Genomic DNA, 14996 nt, shown 5'->3' with positions numbered 1-14996 from the left:
TCATCGCCGACCACCCCACCCCGACGGCTTCCCTCCTTGATGTCCCAGCCCATCGCGCCACGCCATGCCGTTTCCGCGTCCTCCCGCCAGGCCCTGGCCGAGCGCGGCGCGGCGTTTGCGCTGCTGTGCCTGCCGGCGCTGGTGATCAGCATGCCCAGCGGCCTGCTGCCGTTCGGCCTGCTGCTGCTGGCGACCAGCCTGCTGGCATTGCCGCAGCTGCGCCAGGCGGTCGCGCCGATGCAGCCGTCGCTGCGCTGGCTGTGGATCCTGGCGCTGCTGGTGATCGGGCTGTCGCTGTGCTCGGTGCTGTACTTCGGCCAGCCGCTGAAGGACATCGACAATCGCACCCGCTTCCTGGTGCTGCCGTGGGCGGCGCTGTGGACCTATGCGCTGCGGCCGCCGCAGCGCCTGCTGTGGTGGGGCGCGCTGCTTGGCATCCTCGCCGCCCTGGTGCTGGCCAGCGTGCAGGTACTGCAGGGCCAGCCGCGTGCCGAGGGCTGGACCAACGCCATCGTGCTGGCCGACGTGGTGCTGATGCTGATGGTGCTGGCGGTGTTCTGCCGACCGCGCGGCCAGTGGCCGTGGGCCGCCGCCGCGGTGGTGGCCGGCGGCATCGTCATCCTGCTCAGCGGCAGCCGCGGCGTGTGGCTGGGCGTCCTGCTGCTGCTGGTGGTCAGCGCGCTGTGCCTGCGCTGGCGCGACAGCGCGACCCGGCTGATGATCCTGGGCGCGTGCACCGTGCTGGCGGCGGTGCTGGTGCTGAGCGTGCCGGCGCTGACCAAGCAGACCCGCCTGGCCGAACTGCACCACGATGTGCAGCGCTACGAGCGCGGCGACAGCGATTCCTCGGCCGGCGCGCGCATCGAGCGCCTGCAGGTGGCGGCGGCGACCTTCGTCGAACACCCCGTGGTCGGGGTCGGCGTGGGCCGTTTCGACAACGCCATGCTGCGCCTGCCCGACTGCCGCAAGGGCTTCGTCGAGCGCTGCCACCTGGGCCACGCGCATAACGACCTGGCCGAGTGGAGCGCGACCCAGGGCCTGCCCGGTACCGTGCTGATCCTGATGGTGTACGGGGTGCCGCTGTGGCTGCTGCTGCGCCTGTACCGCCGCCGGCCGCAGCCGCAGTTCCATGGCGCGGCGGCGGCCGGGATCATGGTGGTGGCGGCCTACGTCCTGTGCGGCATGACCCAGTCGATGTTCGCGCACCAGGTGAGTACCGGTTTCTACGTCGCGCTGGTCGGCGTGCTGATCGGGTTGGCCGCACGCGAGGCGGAGCCGGGCCCGGGCGCTGAAGGCGCCCCGCGAAGCCGGTAGACTGCCGATCCCGCATCGCCGGGCGGCTAGGCGCCGGGCGCCGACCGCCGGCACCGCGCCTGACTTCCGGATACCGCGCGCCATGGCCGACGCTGCCGCCGCCACCCTGCCGCTGAGCCTGGTGGTGATGACCTACAACGAGGCCGCCAACATCGCGCGCTGCCTGGACAGCGTGCCGTTCGCCGCCGACAAGCTGGTGGTGGACTGCGGCAGCACCGACGATACCGTGGCGATCGCCCGCGCGCACGGCGCACGCGTGGTCGAGCAGGCCTGGCTGGGCTTCGGCCCACAGCGCAACTTCGCCTCCACCCAGGCCGCGCACGACTGGATCCTGGTGCTGGACGCGGACGAGTTCCTGTCCGACGCGCTGCGCGCCGAATGCCAGGCGAGGCTGCCGCAACTGCTCGCCGAGGACCGCGTGGATGCGGTGTGGCTGCGTCGCAGCACCTGGTACATGGGCGCGCCGATGCGCTGGTACAAACCGATGGTCGGCGAGCGCCTGGCGCGGCTGTACCATCGCGGACGCGCGCGCTGGAGCGATGCGCGGGTGCACGAGTCGCTGCGCTTCGACGGCGCCAGCGCCGCGTTCGCGCCGCCGTTCAACCACCTGCACAACCCGACCCTGGTGCACAAGCAGCTCAAGGTGCTGCGCTACGCCGAACTCAAGGCGCTCGGCTGGCGCGACAAGCGCAAGCCGGTGAGAATGTGGCAGAGCCCGTTCGTGTTCGCCGGCGCCTTCCTCAAGGACTATCTGCTGCGGCTGGCCTTCCTCGACGGCTGGCGCGGCTTCGTGGTGGCGCAGACCGCGGCCAGCTACGCGCTGTACAAGCGCATGCGCTACTACGAGATGCAGATCAACCCGGCCTCGGTGGAGCAGGCGCGGGCGCAACTGCAACGGCACGATCTGGAGCACTGATGAGCAAGCACTACCTGCTGTACGGATCCGAGCGCTATGCGCTGGCGATCCTGCGCCCGCTGCAGGCGGCGATCCGCGCGCGCGGCGACCAGGCGGCATGGTTCTTCGACGGCCCTGGCGCCGAGGACCTGAGCGCCGACGAGCGCCACCTGGCGACGGTGGAAGAAGTGCTGGCGTGGGATCCGTACGCGGTGATCACCTCCAGCAACGCGGTGCCGCATTTCTTCCCCGGGGTGAAGGTCGAGACCTTCCACGGCTTCGACGCCGGCAAGCCACGGCACATCTACGTGCGCGGCTTCTTCGACCTGTACTGCACCACCGGCCCGCGCGACACCGCCGCGTTCGGCGCGCTGGCGCGCAAGCTCGGCCACTTCGCGGTCAAGGAAACCGGCTTCCCCAAGATCGACCCGTTCATGCGCGAGATCGGCGCGGAACTGGCGCCGGTCCGGCAGCCGCCGGTGATCCTGTATCACTCCACGTTCTCGCCGTCGTGGAGCGCAGCCGGCATCCTCCACGACGAGGTCGCGCGGCTCTCGCGCAGCGGCGAATGGCGCTGGATCGTCACCTTCCATCCGAAGATGGACCCGGCGATGGTCGCGCGCTACCGCGCGCTGGAGAGCGAGTACCTGCGTTTCGCCGACAACGACAACATCCTGGAACTGTTCCCGCAGGTGGACATGATGTGCTCGGACACCTCGTCCGCGCTCAACGAGTTCCTGCTCACCTACAAGCCGGTGGTGACCTTCAAGAACCGGCGTCCGGGGCCGCAACTGATCGACATCGACGATCCGGCGCAGTTCGAACCGGCGATCCGTCGCGCGCTGCAGCGGCCGCCGGAACTGATGGCGGCGATCCGCGAATTCGCCGATGGCCTGCATCCCTACCGCGACGGCCAGTCCAGCGAGCGCGTGCTGCGCGCGATCGACGACTTCGTCGCCGAGGGCGCGCGCAACCCGCGGCGCAAGCCGCTGAACCTGTGGCGCAAGCTGAAGATCCGCCGCCGCATCGGCTACTGGGGCCGCGGCGCGCGGCGCTGACGCGTACTGCCGCCGCGCCCGCTCACCAGCGCAGCCGCCGCTGCGCCAGCGCCTGGCCCAGTTGCCGGTACAGCGCCCGCGCCTGCGCGTCCGGCAGCAGCCGCACGCGCAGCGGCGGTTCGCCGTGGCGGGCGCCGGCGGTGTCCAGCCACAGCGTCGCGGTGCCGCAGCAGCGGTCCAGCGGCGAACGGCTCAGGTGCAGCGTCTGTAGCTTGTCCAGTTCGGCCAGCCGCCACCAGCGCCGCCACCAGCCGCCGCGCACCGCCACGTAGCGCGCGTCCAGCGCGTAGCCCATGCGCTGCGCCTGACGCCAGGACTTGAACGCCGACCACGGCAGCCACAGCAGGCCCAATGCGGCCCACGCGCCGAGCGTGGGCCACAGCCCGGCGCACAGCAGCGGCACCAGCAGCAGCGCCGGCAGCGACAGGCGCCACCAGTGGCGCGTGGCGATGCCGTGCCACTGCGCCGGCGGCCAGGCGATCTGCGGCAGCAGCCGCTGCAGCAGCGCATCGCAGGCGGCCGGCGTGGCCAGCGGTGCCAGTTCCGTCAGTGCGTGGTCGTGGCCGTGCCCGTGGTGCGACTGGATCACCGCGGTGTCGATGTGCAGGCTGCGCCGCCGCAGCAGCCGCTGCAGCACGCTCTCGTGCAGGGTCCAGGCCTGGATCCGGCGCCGCGCCACGCTGCTGCGCAACCGCGTCAGCAGGCCGCGCTCCACGGTCAGCCGACGCTCGCTCTCGCTCAGCCGGAAGCCGTGGTACTGCACGATGGCCAGCCCCATCGACAAGGCGCGCATCAGCAGCAACAGCGTCGCCAGCATCAGCGCGAAGGTCACCGCGCCGGCCATCCAGCCCAGTTGCAGGTGCGTGGCGTAGCCGAACAGTTGCCGCCCGTAGTGCTCGATCGCGTTGGAGATCATGCGCTCGGGGAACAGGTGGTAGGTGGCGCCGAACGCGGTGAGCAGCACCACCATGCCGCGGTTGGAGATCAGGCCCTGGCGCAGCACCTCGGCGGTGGGCAGGGCCAGCAGCAGCTCGCTGTCCGGCACGGCGGGCGCGGCGCCCGCGTCGTCGCCGGCCTGGGCACGCTCGCCGGCAGGCGCGCGGTGGCGGATCTGCTGTTCCAGCGCCAGCGCCTGGTCCAGCCGCAGCACCCGCATCTGCGCCTCGGGCTTGGTGCCGCCGGCCGATTCCAGCCGCACCTCGGCCACGCCGAACAGCCGGTGCAGCAGCGACTGGTGCACCACCACGTTGTGGATGCGCGCGAACGGGATCTCGCGCAGGCTGCGTTCCAGCCAGCCGCTGCGGATGCTCAGGCTGTCGTGGCCGATGCGGTACTGGTAGGTGAGATAGCGCAGCAGCGACACCGCCACCAGCCCGCTGCACACCGCGAGCATCACCAGGTGATCGGCGTGATCGCGATGGCCGTCGCGGCTGCCGAACACCAGCAGCGCCAGCAACGGCAGCAGGAAGTGCCTGAGGTGCTGCAGCAGCACGAACAGCCACGACCACGGATGCAGGCGCCGCACCGGCGTGGCGTGCTCGGTGTCGGCGAGGTCGCTCACAGCGCGTCGTCGTCGTGGTCGAGCTGGTGCGCCAGGCGCTCGCGCAGGCGCTGCGCGTCGGCCTGGTCCAGCCCGGGCACGGCGACGGCGGTATGCCGGGTGCCGGCGGTGTGCACGACCAGGGTGGACAGGCGCAGGGCGCGTTCCAGCGGACCGCGGCGCAGGTCGAGGTGCTGCACGCGCGAGATCGGCACGTGCGTCTCGCTCTGCCACAGGCGCCCGCGGAACACGTCCAGGCCCTGGGCATTCAGCCGCCAGCGGATGCGCCGGTGGCGGACGAAGCCGACCCAGGCGCCGCACAGGCTGCCCACCGCCGCCGCCACCGCGCCCAGGGCCAGCGCATGCAGGCTGTGCAGGCTGAGCCCGACGATGCCGGCGGCGATCACCAGGCTCAGCCCGAGCATGCAGCCGCCGCCGAGCGCGGCCAGCCAGGCACCGCGCAGCGGCACCGGCTGCCAGTCGGCCGGCGGCCAGTCCGCGGGTGCCAGGGCGGCGGCGCGCGCGCTGGGCGCGGGCGCGGCGGGGGAGTCGTCCATGGGCGGCGGTGCGATCACGTCGGGGTCTCGGGGCGCGGGCGCGCGGCGTGGCCTGCGATCCTAACGCGGCGATGGCGGGCGTGCGCTGTCCGCTGCGCGGTTTCCGTCCCGATTCGATCAGGTGGTGTGAGGCACCGACCTGCGTCCGTGCGTCAGCGCGCCGCGCGCAGCAGCGCGTCCACGTCCAGCGCGTGGCCGGCGCGGGCGGCCTTGGTGCGCAGGTAGCCCTCGTTCTCGGCGGTGATGGTGCCGGTGACCGGGATGCGCTCGGTCACCTCGATGCCGGCCGCGCGCAGGCGCTCGGCCTTGTTCGGGTTGTTGGTGAGCAGGCGCACGCGGCTGATGCCGAGTCCGCGCAGCATCGCCACGGCACTGCCGTAACGGCGCTCGTCGGCACCGAAGCCTAGTTGCGCGTCGGCATCGATGGTGTCCAGGCCGTCGTGCTGGTAGCCGTAGGCGCGCATCTTGGTGGCGATGCCGGTGCCACGGCCTTCCTGGTCCAGGTACAGCAGCACGCCGCCGCCCAGCGCCTTGAGCTTGGCCAGGCCGTGCCGCAGTTGGTCGCCGCAGTCGCACTTGAGCGAGCCGAACAGGTCGCCGGTGAGGCAGGAGGAATGTACGCGCACCGGGACCGGCGCGCTCAGGTCAGGCTGGCCGATCACGATCGCGACCTGGTCGCGCTGCGCCACGCCGCCGCGGAACACCACGAATTCGCCAGGGCCCAGGTCGCGCAGCGGCACCTGGGTGCGGGTGACCAGGGTGTAGCTGTCGGAGGCGGCGAGGGCGCAGCCGTGTTCCAGATCGTCCAGGCGCAGCGACTGGCAGCCCTGGAAGGCGCTGCTGTCCGCGCCCAGGTCGGCCGCGACCATTGCCGGCAGCAGCAGGCCCAGGCGCGCGATCTCGGCGGCGCCGGCATCCAGCGCGTCGCCGGGCTGCCACTGCGCCGGCACCGGTCCGTCGCGCAGGTAGGCCAGCGCTGCCAGCGCGTCGTAGGAGTGCCCGGCCAGGGCGATGCGCGCGCCCTGCGGCGCGTCCAGGCCCAGCACCTGCGCGCGCGGCGGCGTCACGAACAGGTAGTGCCGCTGCCCGGTGGCCTCGGCGAAACCGAGGTAGGACGGTTCGGTGCTGCTGTCCAGCGCCATCACCGCACGGGTGCGGCCGTTGCCGTCTTCGAGCAGGACCGGGCGCCCGGCACGCAACTCCGATGCCGCGCGTTCGCTGCGGATCGCGGCAGGATCGCCGAAGGCGTGCGCGGAAGGGGCGGTGGGGCTGGTCATGCACGACTCCAGATGGGGGATCGGCGGCGCCGCTTCAAGGCTGCCGCATCCGGTCGCGGCGGCACCGGCGCGGCGCCGGCAGGCGCATGGCGCCCGACGCCATTGTCGCGCGCTTTGCCTGTCTCGCCAGCCCGCGGGCGATGGAACGCACTGTGCCCGGCCGCACTGCATCGCCGATGCAACCGGATGCGGCGTTCCCGGCAATGCCGCCGGCGCTGGGCGGGTGTGCACGTGCCGCTGGTTGCTTGCTACTGTGCGGCCTCGCGTCCCTCCGGCCCCCAACCGCATGCAGCTCGTCGATTGCACCGAACCGCGCCACGCGATGGCGATCCTGGAGATCTTCAACGACGCCATCGTCCATTCCACCGCGCTGTACGACTACCGGCCGCGCCCGCCGGAGAGCATGGCGGCCTGGTTCGCGACCAAGCGCGCCGGCAACTTCCCGGTGCTGGGCCTGGAGGACGCCGACGGCACCCTGCTCGGCTTCGCCAGCTACGGCACCTTCCGCGCCTGGCCGGCGTTCAAGTACAGCGTCGAGCACTCGGTCTACGTGCACCGCGACCATCGTGGCCGCGGCGCGGGGCGGCGCTTGTTGCAGGCGCTGATCGAGACCGCGCAGGCCCGCGGCGTGCACGTGCTGGTCGGCGGCATCGACGCCAGCAATGCCGGCAGCATCGCCCTGCACGAGCAACTGGGCTTCGTGCACGCCGGCACCGTGCGCGAGGCCGGCTTCAAGTTCGGCCGCTGGCTGGACCTGGCGTTCTACCAGCGCATCCTCGCCGGCCCGGCGCAGCCGCACGACGACTGACGCGGGTTCCGCCTCGGGCGAACGCGCTAGTGCGGATGGCGCTCGGTGGCGTAGGGATTGGGCTCGGCCGGGTCCGGGCGCAGGGTGTAGCGCTTGTAGGTCCACTGGTACTGCGCCGGATCGCGCCGCGCCACCCGCTCCACGCCCGCGTTGAGCGCGGTGGCCGCGCGCAGCGGGTCGGCATCGGCGATGTCCGGCGGCGCCGGCTGCACGTGCAGGGCGAACTCCAGGTCGTTGCCGACGCGCTCGCACCAGGCGAACAGCACGGTGGCGCCGGTGCGCTCGGCCAGGCGGTTGACCAGGGTCATGGTCAGCGCCGGCACGCCGAAGAACGGTGCGAACACGCCGTCGCCGGCCTTGGGCTGCTGGTCGGGCAGGATGCCGACCGCGCCGCCGTCCTTGAGCGTCTTGAACAACTGCCGCACCGCCGGGCCCTCGGCGCGCACCTGGCGCACCCGTTCGCCGCTGCGCACCAACTGCAGGAAGGCATCGCCGACCGCCGACTCCGGCGCCCGGTAGACGATGGCGATGTCGCCGCGCGAGGCCAGCCACTGGTTGAGCAGCTCCCAGTTGCCGAAATGCGGCGCGGCCACGATCACCCCGCGGCCGGCGGCCAGCGCCGCGTCGTACAACTCCTGGCCGTGGCGCAGGCGCAGCCGCGCCAGGTTCTGTTCCGGTGGCCGGGTCCACAGCGCCAGGGTCTCGAACGCCTGCCGCGCGGTCGAGCGCAGCACGTCGCGCTGCAGGGCGACGCGCTCGCTGGGCAGCAGCTCCGGATAGGCCAGCTCCAGGTTGCGCCGGACCACCCGGCTCTCGCGCGCGTCCAGGCGCAGCCACAGCCCGGCCAGGCCGTCGGCCAGGCGGCGCAGCCACGGCCACGGCAGGCGCGCCACGGCGGCGGCGCAGCGATACAGCAGAGAAGCGAGCGTGGCGGGTTTCATCGGCCCAGTTTATCCGCTCGGCGCATCTGGCCTGCCCGACGGGTGTCGCGGATCGCGCCGCCTGCGTGCCTTGTCGCTTTCTCAATCTCCCCCATTCGGCGATGATGCCGCACGATCGCAACCGTTCGTCGCGGCGCGACCAATGACGAATCCCTAATCCCCAATCCCCAATCCCCAATCCCCGCCCAATGCTCTCGCTGATCCAACGCGTCACCCAGGCCTCGGTCAGCGTCGATGGCGAGGTCGTGGGCCAGATCGGCCCCGGCCTGCTGGCGCTGGTGGCGGTGGAGCCGGGCGACGACGAGGCCAGGATCCGGCGCATGGCCGAGCGCCTGCTCGGCTACCGGGTGTTCTCCGACGCCAGCGGCCGCATGAACCGCTCCCTGCGCGACACCGGCGGCGGCCTGCTGCTGGTCAGCCAGTTCACCCTGGCCGCCGATACCGGCTCCGGCATGCGGCCGAGTTTCACCACCGCGGCGCCGCCGGCGGAGGCTGAACGCTGCTTCAACCGATTGGTGGAGGTGTGCCGCGCGCAGCACCCGCCAGGGGTGGAAACCGGTCGCTTCGGTGCCCATATGGTCGTCAGCCTGGTCAACGACGGCCCGGTCACTTTCCTGCTCCGGCCGTAGACGCCGGCGCGTTCCTGGCGGAGCCGTTCAGGCTCCTCGTCCGGCAAGCGGCGGTCCGGGCTGTTATAATGCTAGGTTCACTCATTCACCTACCTGCCGGTGGCGCGAGCACTCATGGCCAACGAACGTCCTGCCCAGCAATCCGACATCAAGCAACTGATCAGCAAGGGCCTGGAACAGGGCTATCTGACCTACGCGGAAGTCAACGACCATCTTCCCGACGATCTGGTCGACCCAGAACAGATCGAAGACATCATCGGCATGATCAACGGCATGGGCATCGATGTCCATGAAGTTGCGCCCGATGCCGAAACCCTGCTCCTCAACGACGGCAACACCGGCAACCGCGAAGTCGACGACACCGCGGCCGAAGAAGCCGCCGCGGCGCTGACCGCGCTCGACACCGAAGGCGGCCGTACCACCGACCCGGTGCGCATGTACATGCGCGAGATGGGCACAGTAGAACTGCTGACCCGTGAAGGCGAGATCGCCATCGCCAAGCGCATCGAGGAAGGCCTCGGCCAGGTGCAGGCCGCGCTGGGCGCGTTCCCGCTGGCGGTGGAGACCCTGCTCGAGGACTACGAACAGCACAAGGAAGGCAAGAAGCGCCTGGCCGAGATCGTGGTCGGCTTCAACGACCTGATCGAGGAAGAGCCGGCGCCGCCGGTCGCGGTGTCCGACGACGACAGCGCCACCGATGCCGATGCCGACGAGGATGACGACGACGACGTCGACACCGCCGAAGAGGACGCTGGCCCGACCGGTCCGGATCCGGCCGAGGTCGCGCGGCGCATGGAAGTGCTGGCCACCGAGTACGCCAAGTTCAAGAAGGCCCACGCCAAGAACGGCGCCGAGCACAAGCTGGTCACCAAGCTGCGCAACGACATCGCCGAGGTGTTCGTCACCCTGAAGCTGCCGCTGCCGCTGACCGACGTGCTGGTGCGCAAGCTGCGCGACACCATGGCCCAGGTCAAGGACCACGAGCGCCGCGTGCTGCACCTGGCCACCCACGTGGCACGCATGCCGCGCAAGGACTTCATCCGTTCCTGGGAAGGCAACCAGACCAACGTGGCCTGGGTCGACGACGCGCTCAAGCGCAAGCAGAAGTGGTCGTCGGCGCTGCGCGACGTCAAGGACCAGATCATCGCCGAGCAGGAAGCCACCGTGGCGGTGGAGCAGGCCACCTACCTGAGCCTGGCCGAGCTGAAGGAAATCAGCCGCGCCATGGCCTACGGCGAAGCCAAGGCGCGCAAGGCCAAGAAGGAGATGGTCGAGGCCAACCTGCGCCTGGTGATCTCCATCGCCAAGAAGTACACCAACCGCGGCCTGCAGTTCCTCGACCTGATCCAGGAAGGCAACATCGGCCTGATGAAGGCGGTGGACAAGTTCGAGTACCGCCGCGGCTACAAGTTCTCGACCTACGCCACCTGGTGGATCCGCCAGGCGATCACCCGCTCGATCGCCGACCAGGCGCGCACCATCCGCATCCCGGTGCACATGATCGAGACGATCAACAAGTTGAACCGCATTTCCCGGCAGATGCTCCAGCAGTACGGCCGCGAGGCCACCCCGGAGGAGCTGGCCAAGGAAATGGACATGCCCGAGGACAAGATCCGCAAGGTGATGAAGATCGCCAAGGAGCCGATCTCGATGGAAACCCCGATCGGCGACGACGAGGATTCGCATCTGGGCGACTTCATCGAGGACACCAACGTGGAGTCCCCGATCGAGAACACCACCAACATCAACCTGTCCGAGACCGTGCGCGACGTGTTGGCCGGCCTCACCCCGCGGGAAGCCAAGGTGCTGCGCATGCGCTTCGGCATCGACATGAACACCGACCACACCCTCGAGGAAGTCGGCAAGCAGTTCGATGTCACTCGCGAGCGCATCCGCCAGATAGAGGCCAAGGCGCTGCGCAAGCTGCGTCACCCGAGCCGCTCGGAACAGCTGCGCAGCTTCCTCGATATCGACTGATCGAGCGCGGTTCGCGGCAACGAAAAAGCCCCGCCACGTGCGGGGCTTTTTTGTGCGTGGAAGAGTGAGCCGCTACCTTGCGTGTGGATGCTGCCATGTGACGCGGCGCCGCCGCCCGGCCGCTCCTACGACCGACACATACGGCGCCGGATCGCCGGCGCCCCTGTGCAGGTCGCATCCGCTTACGCGAACGCCTTGCTGCCGCGCATCACCGCCAGCACGTCGTGGCAGGCGCCCATGGTGTGGTAGTCGGTCTTGCCGGCCGGGCTCTTCTCGTCGCTGTAGCTGCGGTTGTCGCGGCTGAGGATGCGGAACCAGGCGCCGTAGCGGTGGTCGACCAGGTGCTCCCAGGAGTACGCCCACAGCCTGTCGTAGGCGGCGCGATACGCCGCATCGCCGGTGGCGGCCAGCAGCCGCGAGGCCGCGGCGATGGCTTCGGCCTGCACCCAGAAGTACTTGTCGTCGTCGCAGAAGTAGGTCGGCGCCGCGGCCACGTCCGGCACGCCGACCACCGGCGCCTCTTCGGTGCCGGAGGCGAAGCCGTAGACGATGCCGCCATGCTGCGCGTCCCAGCCGTGCGCCAGGGCGGTGTCGAACAGGTGCCGCGCCGTCGGCAGCAGCCACGCCGGCGCGGTGCCGGTGGACGCCTGCAGGTGCCCGTGCAGCAGCACCAGCAGCTTGGACCACTCGACCTGGTGGCCGGGCTGGAAGCCCCATGGCCGGAACAGGTGCTTGGGGTTGTCGCGGTTGTAGTCCCAGTCCACCTGCCAGTCGGCGTCGTAGTGCTCCCACACCAGGCCACCGGCCAACGCCGCCTGGCGGCGGGTGATGTGGTCGGCCAGCAGCAGCGCGCGCTGCAGGTAGCGCGGCTCGGCGCTGGCCTCGTAGGCGGCGATCAGTGCTTCGCACAGGTGCATGTTGGCGTTCTGGCCGCGGTAGCTGGAGAACGTCCACTCCGGCGTGGCCTCGTCGCGGTACAGGCCGGCGGCGGCATCCCAGTAGCGGGTTTCCAGCAACTGCCAGGTCTCGTCCATCCACGCGTCGGTGTCCAGGCCGGCCTTCTTCGCGGTGGCGTAGGCCAGCAGCACGAAGGCGGCGCCGTAGGCGTGCTGGGTGCGGTCCTCGGCCACGCCGTCGCGCAGGGTCCACACGTAGCCGCCGCTGGCGGTATCGCGGTGCACCTCGCGCAGGTAGCGCAGGCCGTGGCGCGCGGCGTCCAGGTACTCGGCGGCCAGCGGCGAGTCGGCGAACTCGATCGCCGCCATCGCGTAGTTGAAGACGAAGCGGGTGCTGCTGACCAGGTGGCGATGGCCGGCGTCGTACACGCTGCCGTCGTCGCGGAAATAGTGGAAGAAACCGCCCGCCGGGTCGATCGCGCGCGGGTGGTAGAAGGCCATGGTGTCGGCGATGTGCGCGCGCAGGACGGCGGCGTCGGCGAAGTCGGGCAGGGGCGTGGCGGGCAGGTTCATGCGGTTGGCTGGCGAGCTGGGTGAGGGAAGGGAAGACGGCGGCGCACGGCGGCAGCGTGTGCGCCGCCGTGCCGGGAACGGATCGGCGGATCAGTGCATCACGCGCGCGGTGGGCGCGGTGGTCGGCGTGGTCGCCGCCAGCTCCGCCGACAGGCGCGAGCCACGCAGGCCGTACCAGACGATGTAGGCGTAGCACAGCAGCGGGATCACGAAGGCATGCTGGATGCCGATGGCGTCGGCCAGCGCGCCCTGCGCCAGTGGCACCAGGGCGCCACCGACAATGCCCATGATCAGCAGGCTGGAGGCCTTGCTGGTGAGCACGCCCAGGCGCTCGATGGCCACGGTGAAGATGGTCGGGAACATGATCGAGTTGAACAGGCCGATCGCGATCACGCTCCACATCGCCACATGGCCGGTGCTGAGCATGGTGGCGATCAGCAGCAGCGAGGCGATGCCGGCGAAGGTCGCCAGCAGCTTGCGTGCCGGGACGAACTGCAGCAGGGCCGCACCGGCGAAGCGGCCGACCATCGCGCCGCCCCAGTAGAACGGCAGATAGTGGCTGGCAGCGGCTTCGGTCAGGCCACCGGTGGTGGGGCCGGAGATATAGTTGATCAGGAAGCTGCCGATCGACACTTCCGCGCCCACGTACATGAAGATCGCCACCACGCCCCACAGCAGGTGCGGGTGGCTCAGCGCGTCAGCGAAGCTGTGATGCGATTCGGTGCTGGCATCGTTGTCCTCGCGCAGCGACGGCACCCGCATCACCAGCACGAACACCGCCAGCAACAGCAGGCCGCCGGCCAGCATCAGGTAGGGGATTTCCACCGATCGCGCCTGCTCGATCCGATAGGCGGACAACTGCTCGGGGTTCATCGCCGCTAGCTGGTCGGCGCCGAGCACCGCGCCGGCCAGGATCAGCGGGCCGATCAGCCACGGGAACACGGTGGTGCCCAGCGAGTTCAGCGCCTGGGCAAAGTTGAGCCGGCTCGGCGCCTTCTCCGGCGCGCCGATCAGGCTGATGTACGGATTGGCCGCCACCTGCAGCAGGGTAATGCCGCTGGCCAGCACGAACAACGCGGTCAGGAACAGCGGATAGGAGGGCAGGCGCGCGGCCGGGTAGAACATCGCCGCGCCGATCGCCGCCACCACCAGGCCGATGACGATGCTGGCCTTGTAGCCGGTCCGCGACACCACCGCGCCGGCCGGCACCGACATCAGGAAGTAGGCGCCGAAGAAGGTGAACTGGATGAGCATCGACTGCGCGTAGTTCATCTGGAACACGGCTTTCAGATGCGGGATCAACACGTCGTTGAGGCTGGTCAGGCCGCCCCAGGTGAAGAAGATCATGCTGACCACCGCGATGGCGGCGGTGTTGGACAGCGGGCGACGGCTCATGCAGCGACTCCGGGAACGGGCGAGAGGGCGACCCGGCTGCTGGCGCGCAGGCACAGCCGGGCGGGGGCGATGGTAAGCGCAGGCAGGGCCTGGCGGTGGCGCAGCGCGTCCAGCACCAGGCGCGCGGCCTGCATGCCGCGCTCGCGCGGGGCGACGGCGACGGTGGACAGCGGCGGGGTGGAGACGGCGGCTTCGGGGATGTCGTCGAAGCCGATCAGCGCGTAGTCGCGGCCGGCGATGCGGCCACGTTCGGCCAGGCCGCTGGCCAGGCCCAGCGCGACCACGTCGTTGTAGCAGACCAGCGCGGTCGGCAGCGGGTCGCGCGCGCACAGCGCGCCGGCCTGGCGCGCGGCTTCCAGCCGGGTCGGCGCGCATTCGATCAGCCACGCCGGGTCCACCGCGATGCCGGCGGCGGCCAGCGCCTCGCGGTAGCCGGCGCGGCGCTCGGCGCAGGAACTGGACTGGCGGTGGCCGCCGAAGAAGGCGATGGCGCGGTGGCCCTGCGCCAGCAGGTGCTCGGTGGCCAGGCGCGCGCCGCGGCGGTTGTCCAGCGCCAGCAGCGGCCAGTCGCCGTCCAGCGCGCGGTTGAACAGCAGCACCGGCAGGCGTGGCCCCAGCAACTGGCGCAGCCGCGTCGCGTCGGTGTTCTCGGTGGGCGAGAGGATCATCGCCGCCGGGTGGTGTTCGATCAGCGAGGCCAACACGGTCTGCTGGCGCTCCGGCGATTCGCCGGTGCTGCCCATCAGCATCACGTAGCCGGCCTCGGCCAGCGCCGCGTCCACGCCACCGGCGAACTCGGCGAAGAACGGATTGGCCAGGTCGTTGACCACCAGCGCCACCGCATTGGACGCGCGGCCGCGCAGGCTGGCCGCGCCGCGGTGGTAGACGTAGCCCTGGCGGGCGATCTCCGCCGCCACCCGCGCGCGCGTGTCCGCATGCACCAGCGGGCTGTTGCGCAGCACCAGCGACACGGTCGCCCGCGACACGCCGCAGGCGGCGGCGATGTCGGACACGGTGACGCGTTTGTCGGCGGAAGACGGCGCCACGGCGCATTAGACCGGTTCAAAAAGGTCGCTCATCCTGCGCCGTCGTGATCCGATCCGCATTTTGCAGTGCAGCAAGGCATTGACGGGGCT

The 14996-nt window shown here is 70.8% G+C and carries 13 protein-coding genes; 6 read left to right on the top strand and 7 right to left on the bottom strand.

Translation table 11 applies throughout. The features are described 5' to 3' along the window. Positions 1-39: 39 nt before the first annotated feature. From J7357_RS20260 to J7357_RS20250, 3 genes are all read left to right on the top strand, one after another. Positions 40-1314, top strand: a complete 1275-nt coding sequence (locus J7357_RS20260) for an O-antigen ligase (RefSeq protein WP_209249278.1) — start codon at positions 40-42, stop codon at positions 1312-1314. An 82-nt stretch (positions 1315-1396) separates the two neighbouring features. Beyond that, positions 1397-2230: a glycosyltransferase family 2 protein gene (locus J7357_RS20255; RefSeq protein ID WP_010340695.1), complete on the top strand. Its 834-nt coding sequence runs from the start codon at positions 1397-1399 to the stop codon at positions 2228-2230. Next, positions 2230-3267, top strand: coding sequence for a CDP-glycerol glycerophosphotransferase family protein (locus tag J7357_RS20250; protein ID WP_017909257.1), 1038 nt, complete (start codon positions 2230-2232; stop codon positions 3265-3267). The genes J7357_RS20255 and J7357_RS20250 overlap by 1 nt, the downstream gene beginning before the upstream one ends. A gap of 22 nt (positions 3268-3289) precedes the next feature. On the opposite strand, the gene J7357_RS20245 is transcribed toward J7357_RS20250, so the two are convergent. From J7357_RS20245 to ribA, 3 genes are all read right to left on the bottom strand, one after another. After that, positions 3290-4828 (bottom strand): PH domain-containing protein, encoded by a 1539-nt coding sequence (locus J7357_RS20245; RefSeq protein ID WP_343237441.1) that lies wholly within the window; start codon positions 4826-4828, stop codon positions 3290-3292. Further along, a complete protein-coding gene (locus tag J7357_RS20240) occupies positions 4825-5364 on the bottom strand; it encodes a PH domain-containing protein (RefSeq protein WP_244667694.1) in 540 nt (179 codons plus the stop codon). The genes J7357_RS20245 and J7357_RS20240 overlap by 4 nt, the downstream gene beginning before the upstream one ends. A gap of 152 nt (positions 5365-5516) precedes the next feature. Further along, the gene (ribA, locus tag J7357_RS20235) at positions 5517-6641 is read right to left on the bottom strand and encodes a GTP cyclohydrolase II RibA (protein WP_209249274.1); all 1125 of its coding nucleotides are present in this window, start codon (positions 6639-6641) and stop codon (positions 5517-5519) included. Positions 6642-6927: 286 nt separating this feature from the next. Here ribA and J7357_RS20230 point away from each other — a divergent pair, with 286 nt between their 5' ends. Beyond that, complete coding sequence (locus J7357_RS20230; RefSeq protein WP_209249272.1) at positions 6928-7449, top strand: GNAT family N-acetyltransferase; 522 nt, start codon at positions 6928-6930, stop codon at positions 7447-7449. A 26-nt stretch (positions 7450-7475) separates the two neighbouring features. On the opposite strand, the gene J7357_RS20225 is transcribed toward J7357_RS20230, so the two are convergent. Next, the gene (locus tag J7357_RS20225; RefSeq protein WP_209249270.1) at positions 7476-8390 is read right to left on the bottom strand and encodes a lauroyl acyltransferase; all 915 of its coding nucleotides are present in this window, start codon (positions 8388-8390) and stop codon (positions 7476-7478) included. A gap of 188 nt (positions 8391-8578) precedes the next feature. Between J7357_RS20225 and dtd the strand changes: the two genes are divergently transcribed. Beyond that, positions 8579-9019 carry a D-aminoacyl-tRNA deacylase gene (gene dtd, locus J7357_RS20220; protein ID WP_209249268.1) on the top strand — a complete coding sequence of 147 codons (441 nt, stop codon included), beginning with the start codon at positions 8579-8581 and terminating at the stop codon, positions 9017-9019. A gap of 114 nt (positions 9020-9133) precedes the next feature. After that, positions 9134-10996 (top strand): RNA polymerase sigma factor RpoD, encoded by a 1863-nt coding sequence (rpoD, locus tag J7357_RS20215; RefSeq protein WP_048490828.1) that lies wholly within the window; start codon positions 9134-9136, stop codon positions 10994-10996. Positions 10997-11178: 182 nt separating this feature from the next. Here rpoD and J7357_RS20210 read toward each other — a convergent pair whose 3' ends face one another. The 3 genes from J7357_RS20210 to J7357_RS20200 form a co-directional block, all read right to left on the bottom strand. Further along, complete coding sequence (locus J7357_RS20210; protein ID WP_209249266.1) at positions 11179-12465, bottom strand: AGE family epimerase/isomerase; 1287 nt, start codon at positions 12463-12465, stop codon at positions 11179-11181. A 90-nt stretch (positions 12466-12555) separates the two neighbouring features. Beyond that, positions 12556-13860 (bottom strand): sugar MFS transporter, encoded by a 1305-nt coding sequence (locus J7357_RS20205; protein ID WP_209249264.1) that lies wholly within the window; start codon positions 13858-13860, stop codon positions 12556-12558. Next, positions 13857-14906 carry a LacI family DNA-binding transcriptional regulator gene (locus tag J7357_RS20200; protein WP_209249262.1) on the bottom strand — a complete coding sequence of 350 codons (1050 nt, stop codon included), beginning with the start codon at positions 14904-14906 and terminating at the stop codon, positions 13857-13859. The genes J7357_RS20205 and J7357_RS20200 overlap by 4 nt, the downstream gene beginning before the upstream one ends. Positions 14907-14996: the final 90 nt, after the last annotated feature.

Source organism: Xanthomonas sp. D-109 (genome assembly GCF_017746095.1).
GTDB lineage: Bacteria > Pseudomonadota > Gammaproteobacteria > Xanthomonadales > Xanthomonadaceae > Xanthomonas_A > Xanthomonas_A sacchari.
Note: the sequence above shows the minus strand (reverse complement) of the source record. Positions and strands in the feature narration are given on the sequence as shown.

Coding starts and splice junctions, on each gene's coding strand:
- J7357_RS20210 (WP_209249266.1), bottom strand. CDS start 12,465: ATGAACCTGCCCGCCACGCCCCTGCCCGACTTCGCCGACGCCGCCGTC.
- J7357_RS20255 (WP_010340695.1), top strand. CDS start 1,397: ATGGCCGACGCTGCCGCCGCCACCCTGCCGCTGAGCCTGGTGGTGATG.
- J7357_RS20205 (WP_209249264.1), bottom strand. CDS start 13,860: ATGAGCCGTCGCCCGCTGTCCAACACCGCCGCCATCGCGGTGGTCAGC.
- ribA (WP_209249274.1), bottom strand. CDS start 6,641: ATGACCAGCCCCACCGCCCCTTCCGCGCACGCCTTCGGCGATCCTGCC.
- J7357_RS20250 (WP_017909257.1), top strand. CDS start 2,230: ATGAGCAAGCACTACCTGCTGTACGGATCCGAGCGCTATGCGCTGGCG.
- J7357_RS20260 (WP_209249278.1), top strand. CDS start 40: ATGTCCCAGCCCATCGCGCCACGCCATGCCGTTTCCGCGTCCTCCCGC.
- dtd (WP_209249268.1), top strand. CDS start 8,579: ATGCTCTCGCTGATCCAACGCGTCACCCAGGCCTCGGTCAGCGTCGAT.
- J7357_RS20230 (WP_209249272.1), top strand. CDS start 6,928: ATGCAGCTCGTCGATTGCACCGAACCGCGCCACGCGATGGCGATCCTG.
- J7357_RS20225 (WP_209249270.1), bottom strand. CDS start 8,390: ATGAAACCCGCCACGCTCGCTTCTCTGCTGTATCGCTGCGCCGCCGCC.
- J7357_RS20240 (WP_244667694.1), bottom strand. CDS start 5,364: ATGGACGACTCCCCCGCCGCGCCCGCGCCCAGCGCGCGCGCCGCCGCC.
- rpoD (WP_048490828.1), top strand. CDS start 9,134: ATGGCCAACGAACGTCCTGCCCAGCAATCCGACATCAAGCAACTGATC.